The following is an 18,274-nucleotide window of genomic DNA, read 5'->3' on the forward strand; positions in this document are numbered from 1 at the left end:
GGAAGAACACCAGGGCCCGGACACAATGGTCCGGGCCCTGGCGACGCGCACGTGGCGCGAATCAATCGAAGGTCATCTCCGGCACATGATCGGGCACGATCAGCTTGCCCGCGGTCTTCTCGACGATCTCCTCGACGCTGACTCCCGGGGCGCGCTCCTTGAGAATGAAGGCGCCGTTCTCGATCTCAAGGTAAGCGAGGTCGGTAAGCACGCGGTTGATGCAGCCGGCGCCGGTCAGCGGCAGCGTGCACTTCTCCAGTAGCTTGGACTCGCCGTGCTTGGAGGCGTGGGTCATGGTGCAGATGATGTTCTCGGCGCCGGCCACCAGGTCCATCGCCCCGCCCATGCCCTTGATCAGCTTGCCCGGCACCATCCACGAAGCGATGTTGCCTTCCTGGTCGATCTCGAAGGCGCCGAGTACGGTCAGGTCGACGTGGCCGCCGCGGATCATGGCAAAAGATTCCGCCGAGTGAAAGATCGCCGCGCCGGGCCGGGCCGTCACGGTCTGCTTGCCGGCATTGATCATGTCCGGGTCGACCTCTGCCTCGGTGGGGAAGCGCCCCATGCCGAGCAGGCCGTTCTCGGACTGGAGCATGACGTCGATACCCTCGGGGACGTAGTTGGCCACCAAGGTGGGGATACCGATCCCCAGGTTGACGTAGAAGCCGTCCTTGAGTTCCTGCGCCACGCGCTGTGCCATCTGTTCGCGAGTCAGTGCCATCTTGTTTGCCTCTTGTGTTCGGTGGAGAAGCGGTCGGCCGAGCGCTGCTGGCCGCCTGCGAATGCGCCAACCGTGCGGGATCAGCCCTCGCGCACGGTGCGCTTCTCGATACGCTTCTCGAAGGTGCCCTGGATGATGCGGTCGACGTAGATGCCCGGCGTATGGATCTGGTCGGGACGCAGCTCGCCCGGCTCGACGATCTCTTCGACCTCAACCACGGTGACCTTGCCGCAGGTGGCCGCCAGCGGATTGAAGTTCTGGGCGGTATCCCGGTAGACCACGTTACCGTAACGGTCGGCCTTCCAGCCCTTGACGATGGCGAAGTCGGCGTGGAACGCCTCTTCGAGAATGTAGTGACGGCCGTTGAACTCGCGCACCTCCTTGCCTTCGCCGATCGGCGTGCCGTAGCCGGTGGCGGTGTAGAAGGCCGGGATGCCCGCCCCGCCTGCGCGCATCTTCTCGGCCAGCGTGCCTTGCGGCGTGAGGATCACCTCGATCTCGTCGTTGAGCATCTGCTGCTCGAACAGCGCATTCTCGCCCACGTAGGAGGCGTAGAAGCGCTTGATCTGCTTGTCCTCTAGCAGCAGCCCCAGGCCGAAGCCGTCGACACCGCAGTTGTTCGAGATGACGGTCAGGTCCTTCACGCCGCGGCGCTTGATCTCGGCGATGAGGTTCTCGGGGATGCCGCACAGGCCAAACCCCCCGGCAGCGACGGTCATGCCGCTCTCGATGCCTTCCATTGCCTCTTCGTAGGAGTACACGCGCTTGTCGAATCCGGCCATCGCGAAGCCTCGTCTTGTTGTGAAATGAATTTAACCGCAGAAAAACCGTACCTGATCAGTGTTGACCCGACCAATATATTTGTTAAGTTTGTTTTTTTTATCAATTGATCTGAAAGATAAATAAAACAAGCCACCGATGACCATGACCGTCAAACAACTTCGAGCCTTCCTGGCGGTTGCTCAGACCTTGAGCTTCACGCAGGCGTGCGAGCGGCTGCATATTTCTCAGCCCGCGCTGAGCCTGGCCATCAAGGGGCTGGAGGAGACGCTCGGCGGCGCGCTGCTGATTCGCAGCACGCGCAGTGTGCGGCTGACACCCGAGGGCGAGACCCTGCTGCCGTTGGCCAAGCGCCTGCTCGCCGACTGGGACAACGCCGAGGAGTTGCTGCGCCAGCGCTTCACCCTGCAGCTCGGCCGCGTGGCGCTGGCGGCCATGCCATCGATCGCCTGTAACCGTCTCCCCCGCGCACTGCGCGTCTTCCGCGAGCGCTTTCCCCGGGTCAACGTGACGGTGCACGACGTAATCAACGAACAGGTCATCGACATGGTGCGCCATCAGCAGGTGGAGTTGGGCATTGCCTTCGAGCCCGAAACTCGCGAAGGGATCGACTTCCTGCCTTTATTCGACGACACCTTCGTCGCCGTGCTCCCGCCCGATTCGCCACTGGCCACGGCCGCGGTGGTCGACTGGAGCGCCCTGCTCGTTCACGATTTCATCACTCTGCAGCGTCCTTCCATGGTGCGCATCCTGATGGAGCAGGCGCTCGCGCGCCGCGGCACCGAACTTCCGGTTGCCTTCGAGAGCCATCAGCTCGCCACGGTGGGGCGCATGGTGGCGAGCGGCCTCGGCGTCAGTGCCGTGCCCGCGCTGTGCCGTGAGCAGATGCACGAGCTCGGCGCCCGCTGCGTCCCTCTGCATGAGCCCAGCATCCGTCGTACCGTGGGCGTGGTGCTGAGTGCCGGCCAGGAACTCTCGACCGCTGCCCGCGCCCTGCATGAGGTCCTGCAGACGACCCTGTGCGAGGCGCTACCGTGAGCGGCAAGCGCTGGGCAGCCCCGGCCCGATCCATTAGCATGTGCGGCTGGTGTGAACGAACCCGAGTCATGACGGTAAGGAGTCAGGCATGTCGACCCTGAAAGGGCTCGTCAGCGTACTGCTACTGGTAGTGAATACCCTGTTCTGGTCGATACCCCTGATTCTGCTGACGGTGATCAAGCTGATCACGCCGGGCCGGCCGCTGCGCCTGTGGGTGCTGCGTGGCCTCAACGGCGTGGCGCTCAACTGGATCGGCTGCAACCTCTGGTGGATGCGCCGCTGGCTGCGGCCCAAGCTCAGTGTCTCGCTGCCCCCGGGATTGTCGCGCGATCAGTGGTGGCTGGTGATCTCCAACCATCGCAGCTGGACCGATATCTTCCTGCTGCTGATGGCCCTGCACAGGCGCATCCCCATGCCGCGCTTCTTCCTCAAGCGCCAGCTCATCTGGGTGCCAATTGTGGGACTGGCCTGGTGGGCGCTCGAATTCCCCTTCATGCGTCGCTACTCCCGTGAGCAGTTGGAGCGCAATCCGCGTCTGGCGCACATCGACCGTCATGCCACCGAGCGAATGTGTTCACGTGCACGCGAGATGCCCATTGCGATTTTCAACTTCGTTGAAGGAACCCGATTTACCCCGGCCAAGCGCGACGTCCAGAATAGCCCTTTCCGCCATCTGCTCCGGCCCAAGTCCGGCGGTATCGCGCAAGTGCTGAATCTGCTCGGCGACCGGCTAAGCGGCATACTCGACGTTACGCTGCGCTACACGAACCCCAACCCGACGTTCTGGGGCTTCCTGTGCGGACGCGAAGGTCCGGCCTCCCTCGAGGCCCGCCGGCTCGAAGTCCCCGATTGGATGCTCCAAGGCAGCTATCACGACGACCCGCACTACAAGGAACGCTTCCATTCATGGCTCAATGCCCTGTGGCAGGAAAAAGACCGGGCGCTCGACTCGCGCTGATCCTGATCGCGCTGCTGCTGATCGGCGGTTGCGCGTCGCGCGGTGGCAGTGAGGTTCAGCGCAGCGGCGACCCCGGTATCGCCGGCAATTGGGTCGTGGTCCAGCGCGGCGATACCTTGGGCAGCATCGCCGCCCGGGCCGATGTTCCACTGGCGCGCCTGCAACGTTTCAATCCCGGCGTGGATGCGAATCGCCTCCGGGTCGGGCAACGCCTGCTGGTGCCCACGCAGCAGGAGCGTGCCCCATCGGACGGCCCCTACCGCTACCAGATACGCCCAGGCGATACCTATTCCGCCATCGCCCGACGCTTCGGCACCACGCCGGCGCGCATCCAATCCGCCAACCCCGGCGTCGCGCCGACGCGGCTACGGGTCGGTCAGATCGTGCAAGTACCGCTGCGCGGCTCCTCATCCCGTGTCGCCGCCGCCCCGCCCGCCAGTTCAAGCCGGGCAAGCAGTGGTGGGAACAGCGCACCGGCACGCACGCCTGCCGCGCCTGCCAGTACCGGCTCGCTCCCCAATTGGGCGCGCAACTGGCCCTGGCCGCTGGAGGACTACCGCGTCGTGCGCGCCTATGGCACCGATAGTCACGGCACTCTGCAACCGATGCTGCTGGCCACCAACCGCGGCGCACGAGCCCGGGCGGTTGCAGACGGAGACGTGCGCTTCGCCGGCAGCATGCGCCAGCTCGGCCGCGTGGTGATCGTGCACCATGCCGACAACCTGCAGAGCGTCTACGCCCTGTGCGACCGCCTGCTCGTGGATGATGGCGCCCGCGTCAGTCGTGGCGCCCCGCTGTGCGAGGTCGGCTTCAGCAACGCCACGGAACGTTTCGATCTTCTGTTCGACATGCGTCAGGGCGGCAAGCCGATCGACCCACGACGCGTGCTACGCTGACCGCATGCACACGACGTGTTGGGAAAATCTCCTCGATTCGCCCACGCTGCGACTGGCCCCGGGCTTCCTCGACCGGCTCCAGGCCGACGAGGCCCTGGCCCGGCTCGATAGCGAACTGGAGTGGCAGCGCCCCAGGCTGCGCCTCTACGGGCGCGAGCACACCATCCCTCGCCGACAGGTCTGGATGGGCGATGCCGAGGCCCGCTATCGCTACTCGGGCCGAGACTTCGTTCCCCAACCCTGGCATCCCACGGCTGCCTGGGTTCGCGACCGGGTTCAGGCCTGTCTGGCGCAGATCGACGTCCCGGCGCGCTTCAATAGCGTACTGCTCAACCGCTACGCGGACGGCGAGGAGCGCATGGGCTGGCACAGCGACGACGAGCCCGAACTCGGCGAGGCGCCGGTCATTGCCGCTGTCAGCCTGGGTGCCGAGCGTCCCCTGCGCATGCGCTGGAAACACGGCGTCGGCAAGCCATTCAATGTCTGGCTGCCTCACGGCAGCCTCTTGCTGATGGGAGCGGGCTGCCAGGCGGCACTACAGCACGCCCTGCTGCCCCGTCGCCTTCCCGGCCTGCGTATCAGCCTTACCTTTCGCCACGTCGTACCGCGCTGAGCCCCGCTTCAGCGCGCCTGCCGGTACAATCCCCACAGCACCGCTATCAGCAGCGCATAGATAAGGCCGCCGGCGGGGTAAGCCAGGAAGCTGTAGGTCAAGCCGAAGTCGATGAAGGTCACCGGCACCAAGGTACCCGCCACCGCCAGTGCGCGACGCTCGCCGGAGCCGACTCCGACGCCGCGAGCAAACAGCCACAATGGCGTAGCGTAGAGCGCCAACAACGCAATGAGCCCGGGCAAGCCACGCTTGACCCAGGCATCGAGCACATCGTTATGGGTATGCCAGAAGCGCCCCAGTTTCGGATCCTGCTCCCCTTCGGCGCCGCGCTCGCGCATCGCCGTCTGGTAGCCACGCTCTCCCCATCCGCTCAGGGGACGTTCGGCGATCAGTTCCGACGCCCCCTTCCACATATCCAGCCGCGCGCTGACCGAGGTCATCTCGTCGTCGCCCGCCATGTAGAGGCGCAGGCTGCTGACCGCGTTGTCGACGCGCTGGGCGACCTGCGTCTGCGGTGTCGCGTAGAGACCGCCCACCAGGGCCAGCAGCGCGACGGTCAAGACCACCCGCCAGCCCAGCGTCAAACGTCGACCGTGGCCGCGATACAGCACCCAGATGGCGAGCGGCAGGCCGATCCAGCCGCCACGGGAGCCGGACAAGGCGGATGCCACCAACCCCGCCAGACCTCCGGCAATCAGCAGTAGCGACCAGGGCCAACGCTCCTGCCGCGCGAACGACCAGCTCAACCCCCCCAGGCAGAGCAGTCCGGTGAGCAAGCCCAGGTTGCCGAAAAGAATCGCATGAAAAGGCTCGTGACCATGGGCTCTGGCCAAGCCTTCATAAACACGCTGCCACAGCGCCCAACCACCGGCGCCGAGGCCACCCAGCGCCAGCCCGGCCCACAGCCAGGCGGGCGTCATCCTGACCTTGGCAAAGGCGGTCAGCGTGGCCACGGCCAGCCACAGCGGCCAGGCATCGTAGAGACCGACCAACCCCTCGCCGTGAGCCAGAGGGACGGCCAGCCAGACCATCCCATGGAACATCAGGACTGCCATCAGCAACAGGTCCTCGCGTCGAGGAAACCCGTCGAGCTGCCCCTCCTCGCCGAGACAGGCCGCCGCCAGCATCAGTACGGGAACGGCCACCAGCGTGTTCCACGGCAATACCAGCATGGCGGCACCCAATACGAGCATGGCCGTCGCCGCCAGCCATGCCTGGCATTGCATTCTCAGGTCGCGGGGCATGACCCCGACAATCGGTCGGTAGGAGTTGTCTTCCATCATGGCGGTCGCTCGTCCGTTGATACGCTGCCGTCACTGGGCGCCGCGACGTGCTGCCTTCCTGGCAAGCCACGGCGTCCTGTCACTCATCACCTCTCGGCGCAATGGGATCGATGCCTGCCCCGCCGGCGCGGCAGGCGAGTTCGAGTGTCACAAACGGAGGTTCGTGTCGCTTGGCCCCGGCTCATTCGACAGTCACCGACTTGGCCAGGTTGCGTGGCTGGTCCACATCCGTGCTCCGCGCGACCGCCACATGGTAGGCCAGCAGTTGCAGCGGCAGGGTATAAACCAGCGGTGCCAGGAAGCGACAGCAGGCCGGCACGTTCACCACCGTCATCCCATCCGCCGCCTCCAGGCCGCTCTCTGGATCGGCGAAGACCAGCAGTCGCCCACCACGCGCCCGTACCTCCTGCAGGTTGGATTTCAACTTATCGAGCAGCCCATCCATGGGGGCCAATGCCACCACTGGCATGCTGGCGTCGATCAGGGCCAGCGGACCATGCTTCAGCTCGCCGGCGGCATAAGCCTCGGCATGTATGTAGGAGATCTCCTTGAGCTTGAGGGCCCCCTCCTGGGCGATGGGCATCTGTGCGCCACGTCCCAGGAACAGGGTATGGCGATAGCCGCTGAAGCGCTGCGCGATCCGGGCGATTTCGGCATCGAGCTTAAGTGCATCACCCAGCAGTGTCGGCAGGTAGCGAAGGCGATGCACCAGCCTCGCCGTCAGCTCGCCGTCGCCGCCGTGAAGTTGGCGCAACCCCAGGGTCACCAGCATGAGCGCGGTCAACTGGGTGGTGAAGGCCTTGGTCGAGGCCACGCCGATCTCGGGTCCGGCATGGGTCATCAGGCTGAGATCCGACTCGCGTACCAGAGAACTGCCCGGCACGTTGCAGATCGACAGTGCTCCTACGTAGGCCTGCCCCTGGCGCGCTCGGGCATGGCGCAGCGCCGCGAGCGTATCGGCCGTCTCGCCCGACTGCGAGAGGGTCATCAATAGCGTGCCCGGGGGCGCCACCACATCGCGGTACCGATATTCCGAGGCAACCTCGACCTGGCACGGAATGCCCGCCAGCTCTTCGATCCAGTAGCGCGCCACCAGCCCGGCATGGTAGCTCGTGCCACAGGCGACGAGATGAATCTGACGGGTCTCGCCCAGCAATTGCCTGGCCCGCGGACCGAAGGCCTCGATCAGCACCTGATCACTGCCCAGGCGCCCTTCCAGGGCGTTGGCGACGGCAACCGGTTGCTCGTAGATCTCCTTGAGCATGTAATGCTCGAACTCACCCTTGCCGACCGACGGGTCGTCGTGCTCGTAGCGCATCGGCTCTCGTACCACGGGTGTCCGTTTGCCATTTCCGCACCATCCATGCACGACGCAGCCGGTGCGAGTCGCCTCCACCAGGTCGCCGTCCTCCAGGTACAGGAAACGATCGGTAACCGGCAACAGCGCCAGAGGATCGGAGCCGAGGTAGTAACCCTCCTCGCCGATACCGACCACCAACGGGCTGCCATGCCGTGCCCCGATCACGCGATCCGGCCTGTCGGCATCGATCACGCCCAGGGCATAGGCTCCTTCTAGCCGTGCCACCGCCGCCTCCACCGCAGCGAGCAGATCGCCCCGGCGCTGCAGCTCACGCTCGATCAGGTGAGCCACGACCTCGGTATCGGTTTCGGAGGTGAAGGCGTAGCCCTCGGCGACGAGCTCGTTCTTGAGCACAAGATGATTCTCGATGATGCCGTTGTGCACAACGGCGACGCGTCCCGAGACATGGGGATGCGCGTTGTCCTGGCTGGGCTGGCCATGCGTTGCCCAACGGGTATGAGCCACGCCCGCCAGGCCCGTCAGCGGAGCGGATGCCAGCAGCCGCTCGAGAGCCGCCACCTTGCCGACTTCGCGGGCGCGCCCCAGACGGCCGGGCGCCTCTATCAGGGCAACGCCGGCCGAATCATAGCCTCGGTACTCAAGACGCTTGAGGCCTTCCAACAGGATGGGCAGGACGTTGTCCGAACCCACGGCAGCTACGATGCCACACATGTTCTGTTCTCCATGAACGGTGCCCGGCCCGCATGCGGACCGTGAGCACTGACTAGCAAGCGGGTTATGCGGTGCGATGTGGCAGCTGCGATGAGAAGCCTGTCGATCATCCCAGTCCGACAGGCGCAATGCCGGGAGTCGTCCGGCTAGCGATAGCGCTCCAGGATCGGCCTCAGGGGTGTCACCGCGGCGCTCGTGACAGGCGCCTCGGCCTCTCGGCGACGCTTCTCCAGCCACACGAGATCGACGATCTCACCCTGGGGGCGATAGGCGGTGGGGGCTTCCAGCAGCAGCCGGCGAATGCCGTTGTGATGAAAGTGTCGACAGGCCTCGAACAGGCGGTCGAGATACGCCTCCAGTCGAGGCCACTCCCAGAACACCTCTTGAGCCGTCATGATGCGCGGATGCGAGGTCGCGGACACGTCTTCTCCCACCAGCAGCTCTTCGTAGAGCTTCTCGCCGGGGCGCAGCCCGGTGTAAGCGATGGCGATGTCGCCATCCGGGTGGCGCTCGTCGCGCACCTTGAGCCCCGATAGTCGCACCATCTGACGCGCCAGGTCGGCGATGCGCACCGGCTCGCCCATGTCGAGAACGAATACGTCCCCTCCCTGCGCCATGGCGCCGGCCTGGATGACCAGTTGCGCCGCTTCGGGGATGGTCATGAAGAAACGGGTGATGTCGGGGTGGGTCACGGTGATCGGCCCGCCAGCCTGGATCTGCTCACGAAACAGCGGCACCACCGAGCCACTGGAACCCAGCACGTTACCGAAGCGCACCATGCAGAAGCGGGTGGCGCTCTGGTGACTGGCAAGAGCCTGACAGATCAACTCGGCCAGTCGCTTCGTGGTGCCCATCACGTTGGTCGGCCGCACCGCCTTGTCGGTGGAAACCAGCACGAAGGTCTCGACGCCGGCTTCGATTGCTGCACGAGCCGTGGAAAGCGTGCCGAAGACATTGTTCTGTACGCCTTCGACGACATTGTGCTCGACCATCGGCACATGCTTGTAGGCCGCCGCATGGTAGACGGTCTCGACTGCATAGGCTTTCATTACCGCGGTCAGACGCTGGCGATGCTGCACGGACCCGAGAAGCGCCTCGATGCGCACCTCATGCCCCTCTTCCTTTGCGATGCGGCGAAGGTCCTGCTCGATGCAATAAAGGCCGAACTCGGAAATCTCGAGCAACAGCAGGCGACTCGGTCCATGGCGCAGGATCTGGCGGCACAGCTCGGAGCCGATGGAACCACCGGCGCCGGTCACCAGCACCACCTTGCCGCGGATGTTGGCTTCCATCAGGGTCGGGTTGGGGGGGACCGGATCGCGCCCAAGCAGATCCTCCACCGCCACGTCACGGACCTCGCTGATCCTGGCGCGTCCGGTCACCATGTCGGCCACGCCGGGGATCGTCTGAACCGGGAACCCTTGCGGCTCGAGCTCGGCGAGGATCTCGCGTCGGCGTTCACGGCTCACGCTGGGCATCGCCAGGAGTACCCGCTCGGCACCGTAGGTGTCGGACAGGTACCCGAGCTGGCGCGGCGGGTAGACCTTGAGGCCCTCGATGTACGTGTTCTGCAGACTCACGGCATCGTCGACGAAGGCGATCGGCAGGTACTCCTGGCCATGGTTGAGCGATACGGCCAGTTGGCGACCCGCCGAGCCGGCGCCGTAGATCACCACGCGCGGCTTGTGGCGGATCTGGCTGCGCAGGTAGATCGCACGCAGGCCAAAGCGCACCCCACCGATGGTCAGCAGCGCCAGCATGGCATAGATGAAGGGCACGCTACGCGGGATACCGAGCGCGAAGAGATAGCTCGCCAGCGGCAGCGACAGCGCCGACACCACGACCCCGATCACCACGGCGCGGATCGCCTTGGGTCCCAGGTAGCGGATCACCGCACGATAGAAGCCCAGGCGGATATAGATGGCCAGGCTCAGCGGGATCATCACCACCAGCGCCAGCCAGGTGCGCACCTCCACCAATGGCGCCCAGTCCTCCAGGCGCAGCAGCATGGCCAGCAAGAAGCTCGCCGCGATCAGCACGCAGTCAACCACCAGCTGGATGGTGCGCTTCTGCCGTCTGGGCAGGCGGAACAGGGATTGCAGCAGATTTCGCATATCGTCTCTCCATGACTGCGGGCGCCCGACGCGCCCGCTGGTCCGGCGTCAGGCGCTGGCCTTGGCCATGACGCCTTCGATCGCCGCGCAGGTGCGTTCGATCTCGCCTTCGGTCAGTGTCGGATGACACAGGAACATCAGGCTGGTCTCGCCCAGTTCGCGGGCGACGGGCAGTGGCGCCTCGGGGCGCCAACCGGTTTCGTCGAAGGCCTTCTCGAGATAGACCTCCGAACACGAGCCCGAGAAGCACGGCACGCCGGCTTCGTTGATCGCCGCCATGATCCGGTCACGATTCCAGCCTTCCGCCAAGCGATCGGGTTCGACGAAGACGTAGCACTTGTAGGCGGCATGCTCGCAGTATTCGGGTACACGAGGCACGCGCAGCCCGGGGGATCGACCTGCCGCCTGCCAGATGCGAGCCGCATGGGCCTGACGAGCGGCCTTCCACTGCGGCAACCGGGAGAGCTGGATCCGCCCGATGGCGGCCTGCATCTCGGTCAGTCGCCAATTGGTGCCGAAGCTTTCATGCAACCAGCGGAAGCCGGGCGGGTGCTCGCGCTCATAAACCGCCTCCCAGCTTTTGCCGTGGTCCTTGAAGGCCCACATGCGTCGCCATAGCTCGGCATCGCTGGTGGTGACCATCCCCCCCTCACCGCCGGTGGTCATGATCTTGTCCTGGCAGAACGACCAGCAGCCCACATGGCCGAGACTACCGACGCTGCGCCCGCGGTAGCGCGCCCCATGGGCCTGGGCGCAATCCTCGATCAGGTAGAGTCCGTGGCGCTCAGCGAGCTCCATCAGGCCATCCATCTCGCAGGGCCACCCGGCCAGGTGCACGGCCATGATCGCCCGGGTACGCGGCGTGATTCTCTCGGCCACGCTCTGAAGGGTGACGTTCTGCGAGTCGCGATCGACGTCGGCGAACACCGGCACCGCTCCGGCCATGACGATGCTGGAGGCCGACGCGAGAAAGGTGCGCGACGTGACGATCACTTCGTCATCGGAGCGCTCACCGATGCCGAGCCCGCGCAACGCCAGTTCCAGCGCGACGCTGCCGTTGGCCACCGCAATGGCGTACTCGCTGTCGGCGAAGCGGGCGAACTCACGCTCGAAGTCGCGCGCCTCACTACCGGTCCAGTAGTTCACGCGGTTGGAAAGCAGCACGCGCGCCACGGCATCCGCCTCTTCGCGGGTATAGTCGGGCCAAGGGGAAAAGGGTCCGTTGAGCATCACGATCTTCCTTTGGGTGACATCAGGTCCAAGCGCAGCACATTCGAGGCGCAGGGCGGGGTATCGTCACCCTGATCATCGCTGTCGCTGCCACTCGATGAGGGCATCAGCGGGCGGGCCGGCACGCCACCCATCACCAAGTCGTCGTCGATGTCCGCCACCACCGCCGCTCCGGCACCGACCACCACGCTGGTGCCGATGGCGACGCCCTGGCGTACTACGGCACCGGCACCGATCCAACTGAGGCGCCCGACCTCGACGTCGCCGGCCACGTTGGCGCCGGGCGCCACGTGCACGCAGTCACCCAGCCGGCAATCGTGATCGACGGTCGCCGCGGAGTTGACGATGACACCCAGGCCAAGATTGGCGAAGGCGTTGATCACCGCTCCGGGCATCACCACACTGCCGGCCCCGAGCCGCGCCAGTGGACTGACAATGGCACGCGGATGCACCAGCGAGACGATACGCGCTCCGTGACTCATCAGGGCATCGAGCTTGACGTCGCGAATCGCGTTGTGGCCGATCGCGACGAACACCCCATCGTAGTCGGACAGATCGTGCAGCAGCATGGCCAGAGTGCCTCGTACTTCCCAATGCTCCAGACGGCACCTATCCGGCCAGGCATCATCGTAGAAGACCAACTCCTGCCAACCGGTCTGGGTGGCGATATCCGCCACGACCTTGCCGTGTCCGCTGGCGCCGAGAATGGCGAGACGGCGACGATTATTCATGTTGACCTCCGCGAAAACGGGGCATGGCGACATCGCCATCGTGTGCAATCCCCTCACGTACCAACACCTTGCGTACCGTCAGCAGCAGGATACGCAGATCCAGCCACAGCGAACGGTTATCCACGTACCACACGTCCAACTCGAATTTCTGCTCCCAGGAAAGTGCATTGCGCCCGTTGACCTGCGCCCAGCCGGTGACGCCGGGGCGCACCTCGTGGCGCCGGGCCTGATGCGGCGTATAGAGCGGTAGATATTCCATCAACAACGGGCGCGGCCCGACCAGGCTCATATCTCCCTTGAGCACGTTCCACAGCTCGGGCAGCTCATCGAGGCTGGTCGCGCGCAGCCGTTTCCCCAAGGTCGTCAAGCGAGCCGCATCGGGCAGTGGCGTTCCGTCGCGGTCTAAGGCGTCGCGCATGGTGCGAAACTTGACCATCTCGAAGGGACGACCGTGACGGCCCGGGCGCGTCTGGCGAAACAGCACCGGCGAACCGAGTCGCCATCGGACCAGCAGCGCCACGGTCGCCATGATCGGCGCGAGCAGCGCCAGGGCCAACAGGGCGACCCCTATGTCGAACAATCGCTTCATCGCTTCTCTTCCATAACCTCGTTCATGACTTCGGCCAGACGCCCGGCCAGGATGCGGTAGTCGTAGAAGGCTTCCATATGGGCACGCCCCGCCTGTCCCATACGGGTCCGCTCCGCCAGCGGTAGCGCCACCAACTGCTCGATCGCCTCGGCCAAGGCTTCGGGATCTTCGGGTGGCACCGTAATGCCGGCGCCGGCCTCGGCGACCGGGTCGTTGACCGCTGCCGAGGCGATGATTACCGGCCGTGCCGCGGCCATGTAATCGAACAGCTTGTTCATGCTGATGCCGAAGCGATACAGACGCGGCAGGTCGCGTACGGTGATCACGAAGGCATCGGCCTCGCGCGCCAGCGTCGGTATCTTGCGCTTGGGTACCGGGGGTTCGAAGCTCAGCCACCGCCCGTCGAGCCCAAGGCGGCTGGCCTGGCGCTGCAGGTCGTACTTGGCGGGCCCGTCGCCGATCAGGCGCAGACGCAACGGAACCGACCCATCGCTTCGCCGTTGCTTGACGATGGCCATCGCCTCCAGCAGCGTCTCGAGCCCGTTGGCCTCCCCGTGGCTGCCGAAGTACATCAACGTCAGCGGCATCTCCGGCGGCTGCTGCGACGGCGGCCCGGGGTCGGGGTAGTCATCGAGGTCGACCCCATTGGAGAGCCACACCACGTGCTCTTCCGGGACTCCAAGCGGTGCGATGTAATCCACCGCTCGCGGCAGCAGGGTCAGCACGCGGCGGGCGCGGCGATAGAGGAACTTCTCAAGAAGGTGAAGGATACGAGCCGTTGCACTCCCTTCACGCAGCCGCCCCATGTCGATCAGGGTTTGCGGCCACAGATCGCGCACCTCGAACAGGAACGGCACCCCGTGGCGACGCGCCAGCCGCCAGCCGGCCAGTGCGGCGAAGGGATGCACGCTCGAACCGATGATCAGATCGGGGGCCTCGAGGCTGTCCAGGCGTCCCGGGCGTACGGCCTGCCAGGCGTACTCCAGCATGTTCTTCATGCGACCGCCCCCGTTGCCGCGATAGCTCGAAGTGCGCAGCCACAGGAAACGCACGCCTCCGAGGGTCTCAAGCCGGGTCTGCACGCCAGGTGACAAGCGCTGTACACCGCTGGGATGGTCGACACTGGACGCGATCAGCATGGCGTTCCAGCCATGCTCGGGCAGATGGCGGGCAAGCTGGTAATGGCGCGCCGCGCCAGCCGCTTCGGGATTCTTGGCGTAGTGATTCAAAATCCAGACGTGTCTCATGCCAGCCTCAGTCAGCGGATAAAGCCCGATAAGTGTTCAGCAGTTTGCGCTCCTCCTGTTGCCAGTTATAACGCTCGGTCACGGCACGCCGGCCGTTGTCGCCCATCTCGCGAGCTCGTTCCGGGTTGGCCACCACGAAGTCGATGGCTTGGGCGATCGCCTCGGGATCGAGTGGATCGACGCAGAGGCCGCAGTCGCTGCCCTCGATGATTTCACGCCACAACGGAAAGTCCGAGGCGATGACCGGCAGGCCGGCGCTCATGTACTCGAACATCTTCACCGGCAAGGCATCGAGATAGTTGATGATCGGATGCAGCGTCACCAGACCGGCTATCGAGCTGGCCATGATCCGGCGCACGCCGGCGCGGTCGAGATAGCCGTGCGCCTCGACCCGCTCCCAGCCGGTATAGGTCATGACCTCCTGCTCCAGGGCGAGCGTCTTGAAATCGCCGGCGAGCTGAAGCCGACAGTCGCTCTCGACGTTCTCCATGGCCCGCACGATCTCGCGGATGCCGCGGATTTCGGCAATGCCGCCCACGTAGCAGACGGCGGGCGGCTCCCCTGCGGCAGCGGTCAGGCGGGCATCGGGCGCACCGTCCAATTCACCGAGCATGGGGAAGTTGTTGACGTCCACGACATTCGAGTGGAATTCGGCAAAGCGGTCGCGAATATAGGGAGTCGCGGCCACCACGGCATCGAAATGTCGGCTGATCCGTCGCTGATAGATATCGACGCCTCGCGACAGCACCTGCCGGGCGGCACCGCCGAGATAATGCTTGGCCAGTATCTGACGCGGCAAATCTTCATGGGCGTCGTAGATCACCCGCTTGCCCAGTTGCTTCAGGCGGCGCCCCATCGGCATCAGCTCGGGATCGTGCAGGTGGTAGAGGTCGGCATCGATCCGGCGGGCATGCTCGAAGACTCGCCGCGTAGTCTTCATCACCCGATTCACGCGCCCGGGTAGCCGTCCGACATCGACGATGCTCACTCCATCCCGCTCCTCGTTGCCTTCACCGTCGGCGACGATCAGCGTTACGGAATGACCATCGGCGGCCAATGAGCGGCACTGCTTGTGATAGATACGGGTGTCATAGCGCGGATGGGCGGAAGTCAGGTGTGCCACTCTCATTATCGTTGCGTCCTTGTGTGTTTCTTGCAGCGCCAGGCTGCTCCTGTTCGTCATGCCAAGCCTCGGCGGGGCTGGCCTGTTCCGATGTCTCCGCGTCCCGCTCCCGGCGTGTCGCGACAAGGGCGTTTGCGAATGCGCCCCAGCCGAGTGCCGGCAGCGGCCAGAACACCGGCTTGGCCAGTACGATCAGGAGCAGGGAGACGAAGTTGATAGCGAAGGCAAACACCCACCAGGCGGCACGATCGCCGAGCATGACCATGCGATAGGCGGAACCGAGAAAGGCGTTGGCGGTCAGGCCGACATAGAGCAGGAAACCCAGCAGCCCGTAGTTGACCCACGCCGATAGCATGCTGTGGGCATAGCCACCCGTGACACCCGATGAGCTGATATGCCCGCCGAACCGGCCAAGCAAGGGATTTTCGAGGATCTGCGATACCGCTCGCTGGCCGAGGTTCTGGCGTGCCAGCCACGAACTGTTTCCCGAGAGATCGAGGATCTGCAACTGACGGCTACCGGCCAACGATTCGAACTGACTGACAACGAGGGCGATCAGGACAGCCACGACCGCCAGCAGCGTCAGCATGTACTTGACGCTCACCCCCGCCCACAGCATGAGCAGCACCGCCGTCAGCGCGAGAAAGGCGTAGAGCTCAGAGCGAGCGCCGAGCACGAACATGACGAAGGCGCCGATCACGATCAGGCCGGCCCGCACGATGGCCCGCTGAGCGACCGCGATCAGGAACACCAGCATCACCAGGGCGCTGCGGGCATAACCCTGGTAGGTGGAGATGTTCTCGCCCTCCTCGGCCTCGATCATTTGGCGGGCAAAGAACATCCACTGGCCGGTGGTCGCCACATGGAAAAGCAGGTAACCGGCAATCAGCGCGAAAGCGATCCAGAAGGCCCGCGCCAACCGCGGCGAGTCGAGCGGTAGGCGATAGCCCATCATGAACAGCACCAGCCACAGCACCAGCGTCTCGACGGTCTGGATCAGCGCCGCTCGCATCACGCCGCCACCCTGCAGGCCATAGTTGGCCAGCCCCCAGGCCAACACATAGACGAAGAAGACAAGGGCCGTCAGCGCAAAGCCCCGGGTCGATACCGAAAGGACATGGAGCTGCGACGGCAACAGCGCGGCGTAGACGAGGAACATCATGACCGACACCACGCCGAACAGACCGCCCAATAGCGCCGGAATCAACCCCATCGCCACCAGGGTGTGGTACACGATGAAGCCGGGAAACAGCACGAAGAAACCGGTGGCGGAAGCGCGTGCCGTCAAGGTGTCACCGGACAGGATCATTCTGTTTCTCTTCCGTTCAATCGACCAGCACGCGTTCGTAGAGCTCACGTTGGGCCGATGTGGTCAGCTCCGAGTTGTGCCAGAGCAGGGTGAACGTGCCGCCCATGGCCCGACAGCGCGACTTCAGCAGGCTGAAGCGCTCGAAGGCCGCCTCACCCGTGCCGAGCCCCAGGTAGAGCGGCGAGATCACCGAGGCTTCCATGGCGATCAGCGGCTGGATGCGCAGCGCAAGCGGCTCGCCCTTGACCGGGTCGAACGCGGGGTAGTCGAAGCAAGTCCCGCAGCGAAAGCCCGGCGATTCGGCGTAGCCCAGCGTGGTGTCGTAATCGAGACCGGCCTGGGTGTAGCCCTGCAATGTCAGCGGCATCTGCCAGCGCAGGTAGTGCATGCGCGCGCCCCACTGCGGCTGCTCGATCCCCTCCTCGGCACAGACCCGGCGCAAACGATTCGCCTCGTTGGCCAACTCCTTGGGATTGCGAAAAGTGTGATAACTGGGATGGAGGCCGATCTCATGACCGCGTTCATGAATGCTGCGCATGAGATGCCGCATCGCCGGGTGCTCCGGCTCGTAGTCGGCATCCTTGCGCGGATCGGTGCGGCCGCAAATGAAGTAGAAGGCGCTGGCCAAGCCATGGCGCTCGGAAACATCCATCAGCCAGTCGAAGGTATTGAGCGGATCGAGCGGATGCAGCCGGCGCCGCGTCCGCAGACGGATCCAGGGGCCCATCACCAGTGCCTGTGGCCGGCCGTTGCGCAGGATATCGCCGAACATCGCCCGCGCCAGGCGAACGTCGCGTGCGAAGCCGTAGCGGCTGGGACGGTCGACATCGTGCGTCGGGCGCATGCGAAAGCGATGCTGTAGCAGGCTCGCCTGCGGCCATTGGCAGCGAATGATCTGGCCGAGCACCGCCAGCCACTCGTCGACGACGGGTCGATCCAGATAGCCGTGCCGTCCGGCGTGGGAGGCGCTGGCGGGGAAGCGGCAATGCCGGTCGAGGGTCTGGGCATCGACCTCCTCGAGGCGCGACAGCATCCAGTAGGTCAGGCCGAGGATGTCGTAGTGAACCGCCAGGCCGTCCGGCACCGGTTCCACCAGAGGCTGCGGCAGACTGGCGGCGCCCGGCGCCGGCAGCGGCATGTCCAGCGGAGCGTTGAAGCCCTCCTCGGCCGCATCCCACTGGCTACAAGGCAGCTCCACCCCGGTCAGGTAGAAGCCCGGCTGAAGACGGTCGAACAACAGATGTCCCGGCGCCCCCGCATGGCGCAGGAGAAGCCGCTCGGCCCCATCGCGCTCCAGCCACATCGGTAGGCCGAAGCGCTCCTGGAGGACTTTCTCCAGCCAGGTCAGCACCGGCTCCCCCGTTGCGACGGGGACCGCGGCAGCCGACAGGTTGCCCGGCAAGTGGGGCGAGTCGGTCGAGGCGTCCCGCCCCGCCTGGGAATGCCGATCGTGCAGTGCAGTCATGTCATTCACTTGGATTCCCTCTTCATCAATGTGCGGGCCGTGACGTAAGCCTCGCGCGCCAACTGGCGAATGCCGCGCTGGCTGATCGAGTAGTGGCAAACTAGCCGCCCGCCCCATGCCTCCTTCATCTCCGCCACCGGCGCGA

General features: G+C 65.2%; 16 protein-coding genes. 4 read left to right on the forward strand and 12 right to left on the reverse strand.

Features of this window, described 5'->3' with window-relative positions:
* Positions 1–61: 61 nt before the first annotated feature.
* Together CYJ07_RS13620 and CYJ07_RS13625 are read right to left on the reverse strand one after the other, a co-directional pair.
* Entirely contained in the window at positions 62–721 is a 660-nt protein-coding gene (locus tag CYJ07_RS13620) for a CoA transferase subunit B (RefSeq protein WP_104204253.1), read from the reverse strand.
* Between the two features lie 80 nt (positions 722–801).
* Positions 802–1,503 carry a CoA transferase subunit A gene (locus CYJ07_RS13625; protein ID WP_104204254.1) on the reverse strand — a complete coding sequence of 234 codons (702 nt, stop codon included), beginning with the start codon at positions 1,501–1,503 and terminating at the stop codon, positions 802–804.
* 142 nt (positions 1,504–1,645) lie between these two features.
* Here CYJ07_RS13625 and CYJ07_RS13630 point away from each other — a divergent pair, with 142 nt between their 5' ends.
* From CYJ07_RS13630 to CYJ07_RS13645, 4 genes are all read left to right on the forward strand, one after another.
* Complete coding sequence (locus CYJ07_RS13630) at positions 1,646–2,539, forward strand: LysR family transcriptional regulator (protein ID WP_104204275.1); 894 nt, start codon at positions 1,646–1,648, stop codon at positions 2,537–2,539.
* Positions 2,540–2,627: 88 nt separating this feature from the next.
* Complete coding sequence (locus CYJ07_RS13635; RefSeq protein WP_104204255.1) at positions 2,628–3,497, forward strand: acyltransferase; 870 nt, start codon at positions 2,628–2,630, stop codon at positions 3,495–3,497.
* Positions 3,446–4,393, forward strand: coding sequence for a M23 family metallopeptidase (locus CYJ07_RS13640; RefSeq protein ID WP_104204256.1), 948 nt, complete (start codon positions 3,446–3,448; stop codon positions 4,391–4,393). Before CYJ07_RS13635 ends, CYJ07_RS13640 begins: the two co-directional genes overlap by 52 nt.
* A gap of 4 nt (positions 4,394–4,397) precedes the next feature.
* Positions 4,398–5,006, forward strand: coding sequence for an alpha-ketoglutarate-dependent dioxygenase AlkB family protein (locus tag CYJ07_RS13645; protein ID WP_104204257.1), 609 nt, complete (start codon positions 4,398–4,400; stop codon positions 5,004–5,006).
* 8 nt (positions 5,007–5,014) lie between these two features.
* Here CYJ07_RS13645 and CYJ07_RS13650 read toward each other — a convergent pair whose 3' ends face one another.
* The 10 genes from CYJ07_RS13650 to CYJ07_RS13695 all read right to left on the reverse strand — a co-directional run bounded on the left by CYJ07_RS13650 (position 5,015) and on the right by CYJ07_RS13695 (position 18,129).
* Positions 5,015–6,289: an O-antigen ligase family protein gene (locus tag CYJ07_RS13650; RefSeq protein ID WP_104204258.1), complete on the reverse strand. Its 1,275-nt coding sequence runs from the start codon at positions 6,287–6,289 to the stop codon at positions 5,015–5,017.
* 181 nt (positions 6,290–6,470) lie between these two features.
* Entirely contained in the window at positions 6,471–8,321 is a 1,851-nt protein-coding gene (glmS, locus tag CYJ07_RS13655; RefSeq protein WP_104204259.1) for a glutamine--fructose-6-phosphate transaminase (isomerizing), read from the reverse strand.
* Positions 8,322–8,467: 146 nt separating this feature from the next.
* The gene (locus CYJ07_RS13660) at positions 8,468–10,435 is read right to left on the reverse strand and encodes a polysaccharide biosynthesis protein (RefSeq protein ID WP_104204260.1); all 1,968 of its coding nucleotides are present in this window, start codon (positions 10,433–10,435) and stop codon (positions 8,468–8,470) included.
* A 48-nt stretch (positions 10,436–10,483) separates the two neighbouring features.
* Complete coding sequence (locus tag CYJ07_RS13665; RefSeq protein WP_104204261.1) at positions 10,484–11,665, reverse strand: DegT/DnrJ/EryC1/StrS family aminotransferase; 1,182 nt, start codon at positions 11,663–11,665, stop codon at positions 10,484–10,486.
* Complete coding sequence (locus CYJ07_RS13670; RefSeq protein ID WP_104204262.1) at positions 11,665–12,396, reverse strand: acetyltransferase; 732 nt, start codon at positions 12,394–12,396, stop codon at positions 11,665–11,667. Before CYJ07_RS13670 ends, CYJ07_RS13665 begins: the two co-directional genes overlap by 1 nt.
* The gene (locus tag CYJ07_RS13675; protein ID WP_104204263.1) at positions 12,389–12,985 is read right to left on the reverse strand and encodes a sugar transferase; all 597 of its coding nucleotides are present in this window, start codon (positions 12,983–12,985) and stop codon (positions 12,389–12,391) included. The genes CYJ07_RS13670 and CYJ07_RS13675 overlap by 8 nt, the downstream gene beginning before the upstream one ends.
* Positions 12,982–14,232 carry a glycosyltransferase family 4 protein gene (locus tag CYJ07_RS13680; protein WP_104204264.1) on the reverse strand — a complete coding sequence of 417 codons (1,251 nt, stop codon included), beginning with the start codon at positions 14,230–14,232 and terminating at the stop codon, positions 12,982–12,984. The genes CYJ07_RS13675 and CYJ07_RS13680 overlap by 4 nt, the downstream gene beginning before the upstream one ends.
* A gap of 7 nt (positions 14,233–14,239) precedes the next feature.
* Positions 14,240–15,361 (reverse strand): glycosyltransferase family 4 protein, encoded by a 1,122-nt coding sequence (locus CYJ07_RS13685; RefSeq protein ID WP_104204265.1) that lies wholly within the window; start codon positions 15,359–15,361, stop codon positions 14,240–14,242.
* Complete coding sequence (locus CYJ07_RS13690; protein ID WP_104204266.1) at positions 15,321–16,664, reverse strand: hypothetical protein; 1,344 nt, start codon at positions 16,662–16,664, stop codon at positions 15,321–15,323. The genes CYJ07_RS13685 and CYJ07_RS13690 overlap by 41 nt, the downstream gene beginning before the upstream one ends.
* A 16-nt stretch (positions 16,665–16,680) precedes the next feature.
* Positions 16,681–18,129 carry a polysaccharide deacetylase family protein gene (locus tag CYJ07_RS13695; protein WP_231489637.1) on the reverse strand — a complete coding sequence of 483 codons (1,449 nt, stop codon included), beginning with the start codon at positions 18,127–18,129 and terminating at the stop codon, positions 16,681–16,683.
* Positions 18,130–18,274: the final 145 nt, after the last annotated feature.

Source organism: Billgrantia saliphila, from assembly GCF_002930105.1.
Classification (GTDB): domain Bacteria; phylum Pseudomonadota; class Gammaproteobacteria; order Pseudomonadales; family Halomonadaceae; genus Halomonas; species Halomonas saliphila.

What these genes read in the sequence shown, in the direction of transcription:
- CYJ07_RS13620 (WP_104204253.1), bottom strand. Translation starts at nt 721, where the DNA reads ATGGCACTGACTCGCGAACAGATGGCACAGCGCGTGGCGCAGGAACTC.
- CYJ07_RS13625 (WP_104204254.1), bottom strand. Translation starts at nt 1,503, where the DNA reads ATGGCCGGATTCGACAAGCGCGTGTACTCCTACGAAGAGGCAATGGAA.
- CYJ07_RS13630 (WP_104204275.1), top strand. Translation starts at nt 1,646, where the DNA reads ATGACCGTCAAACAACTTCGAGCCTTCCTGGCGGTTGCTCAGACCTTG.
- CYJ07_RS13635 (WP_104204255.1), top strand. Translation starts at nt 2,628, where the DNA reads ATGTCGACCCTGAAAGGGCTCGTCAGCGTACTGCTACTGGTAGTGAAT.
- CYJ07_RS13640 (WP_104204256.1), top strand. Translation starts at nt 3,446, where the DNA reads ATGGCTCAATGCCCTGTGGCAGGAAAAAGACCGGGCGCTCGACTCGCG.
- CYJ07_RS13645 (WP_104204257.1), top strand. Translation starts at nt 4,398, where the DNA reads ATGCACACGACGTGTTGGGAAAATCTCCTCGATTCGCCCACGCTGCGA.
- CYJ07_RS13650 (WP_104204258.1), bottom strand. Translation starts at nt 6,289, where the DNA reads ATGATGGAAGACAACTCCTACCGACCGATTGTCGGGGTCATGCCCCGC.
- glmS (WP_104204259.1), bottom strand. Translation starts at nt 8,321, where the DNA reads ATGTGTGGCATCGTAGCTGCCGTGGGTTCGGACAACGTCCTGCCCATC.
- CYJ07_RS13660 (WP_104204260.1), bottom strand. Translation starts at nt 10,435, where the DNA reads ATGCGAAATCTGCTGCAATCCCTGTTCCGCCTGCCCAGACGGCAGAAG.
- CYJ07_RS13665 (WP_104204261.1), bottom strand. Translation starts at nt 11,665, where the DNA reads ATGCTCAACGGACCCTTTTCCCCTTGGCCCGACTATACCCGCGAAGAG.
- CYJ07_RS13670 (WP_104204262.1), bottom strand. Translation starts at nt 12,396, where the DNA reads ATGAATAATCGTCGCCGTCTCGCCATTCTCGGCGCCAGCGGACACGGC.
- CYJ07_RS13675 (WP_104204263.1), bottom strand. Translation starts at nt 12,985, where the DNA reads ATGAAGCGATTGTTCGACATAGGGGTCGCCCTGTTGGCCCTGGCGCTG.
- CYJ07_RS13680 (WP_104204264.1), bottom strand. Translation starts at nt 14,232, where the DNA reads ATGAGACACGTCTGGATTTTGAATCACTACGCCAAGAATCCCGAAGCG.
- CYJ07_RS13685 (WP_104204265.1), bottom strand. Translation starts at nt 15,361, where the DNA reads ATGAGAGTGGCACACCTGACTTCCGCCCATCCGCGCTATGACACCCGT.
- CYJ07_RS13690 (WP_104204266.1), bottom strand. Translation starts at nt 16,664, where the DNA reads ATGATCCTGTCCGGTGACACCTTGACGGCACGCGCTTCCGCCACCGGT.
- CYJ07_RS13695 (WP_231489637.1), bottom strand. Translation starts at nt 18,129, where the DNA reads ATGACTGCACTGCACGATCGGCATTCCCAGGCGGGGCGGGACGCCTCG.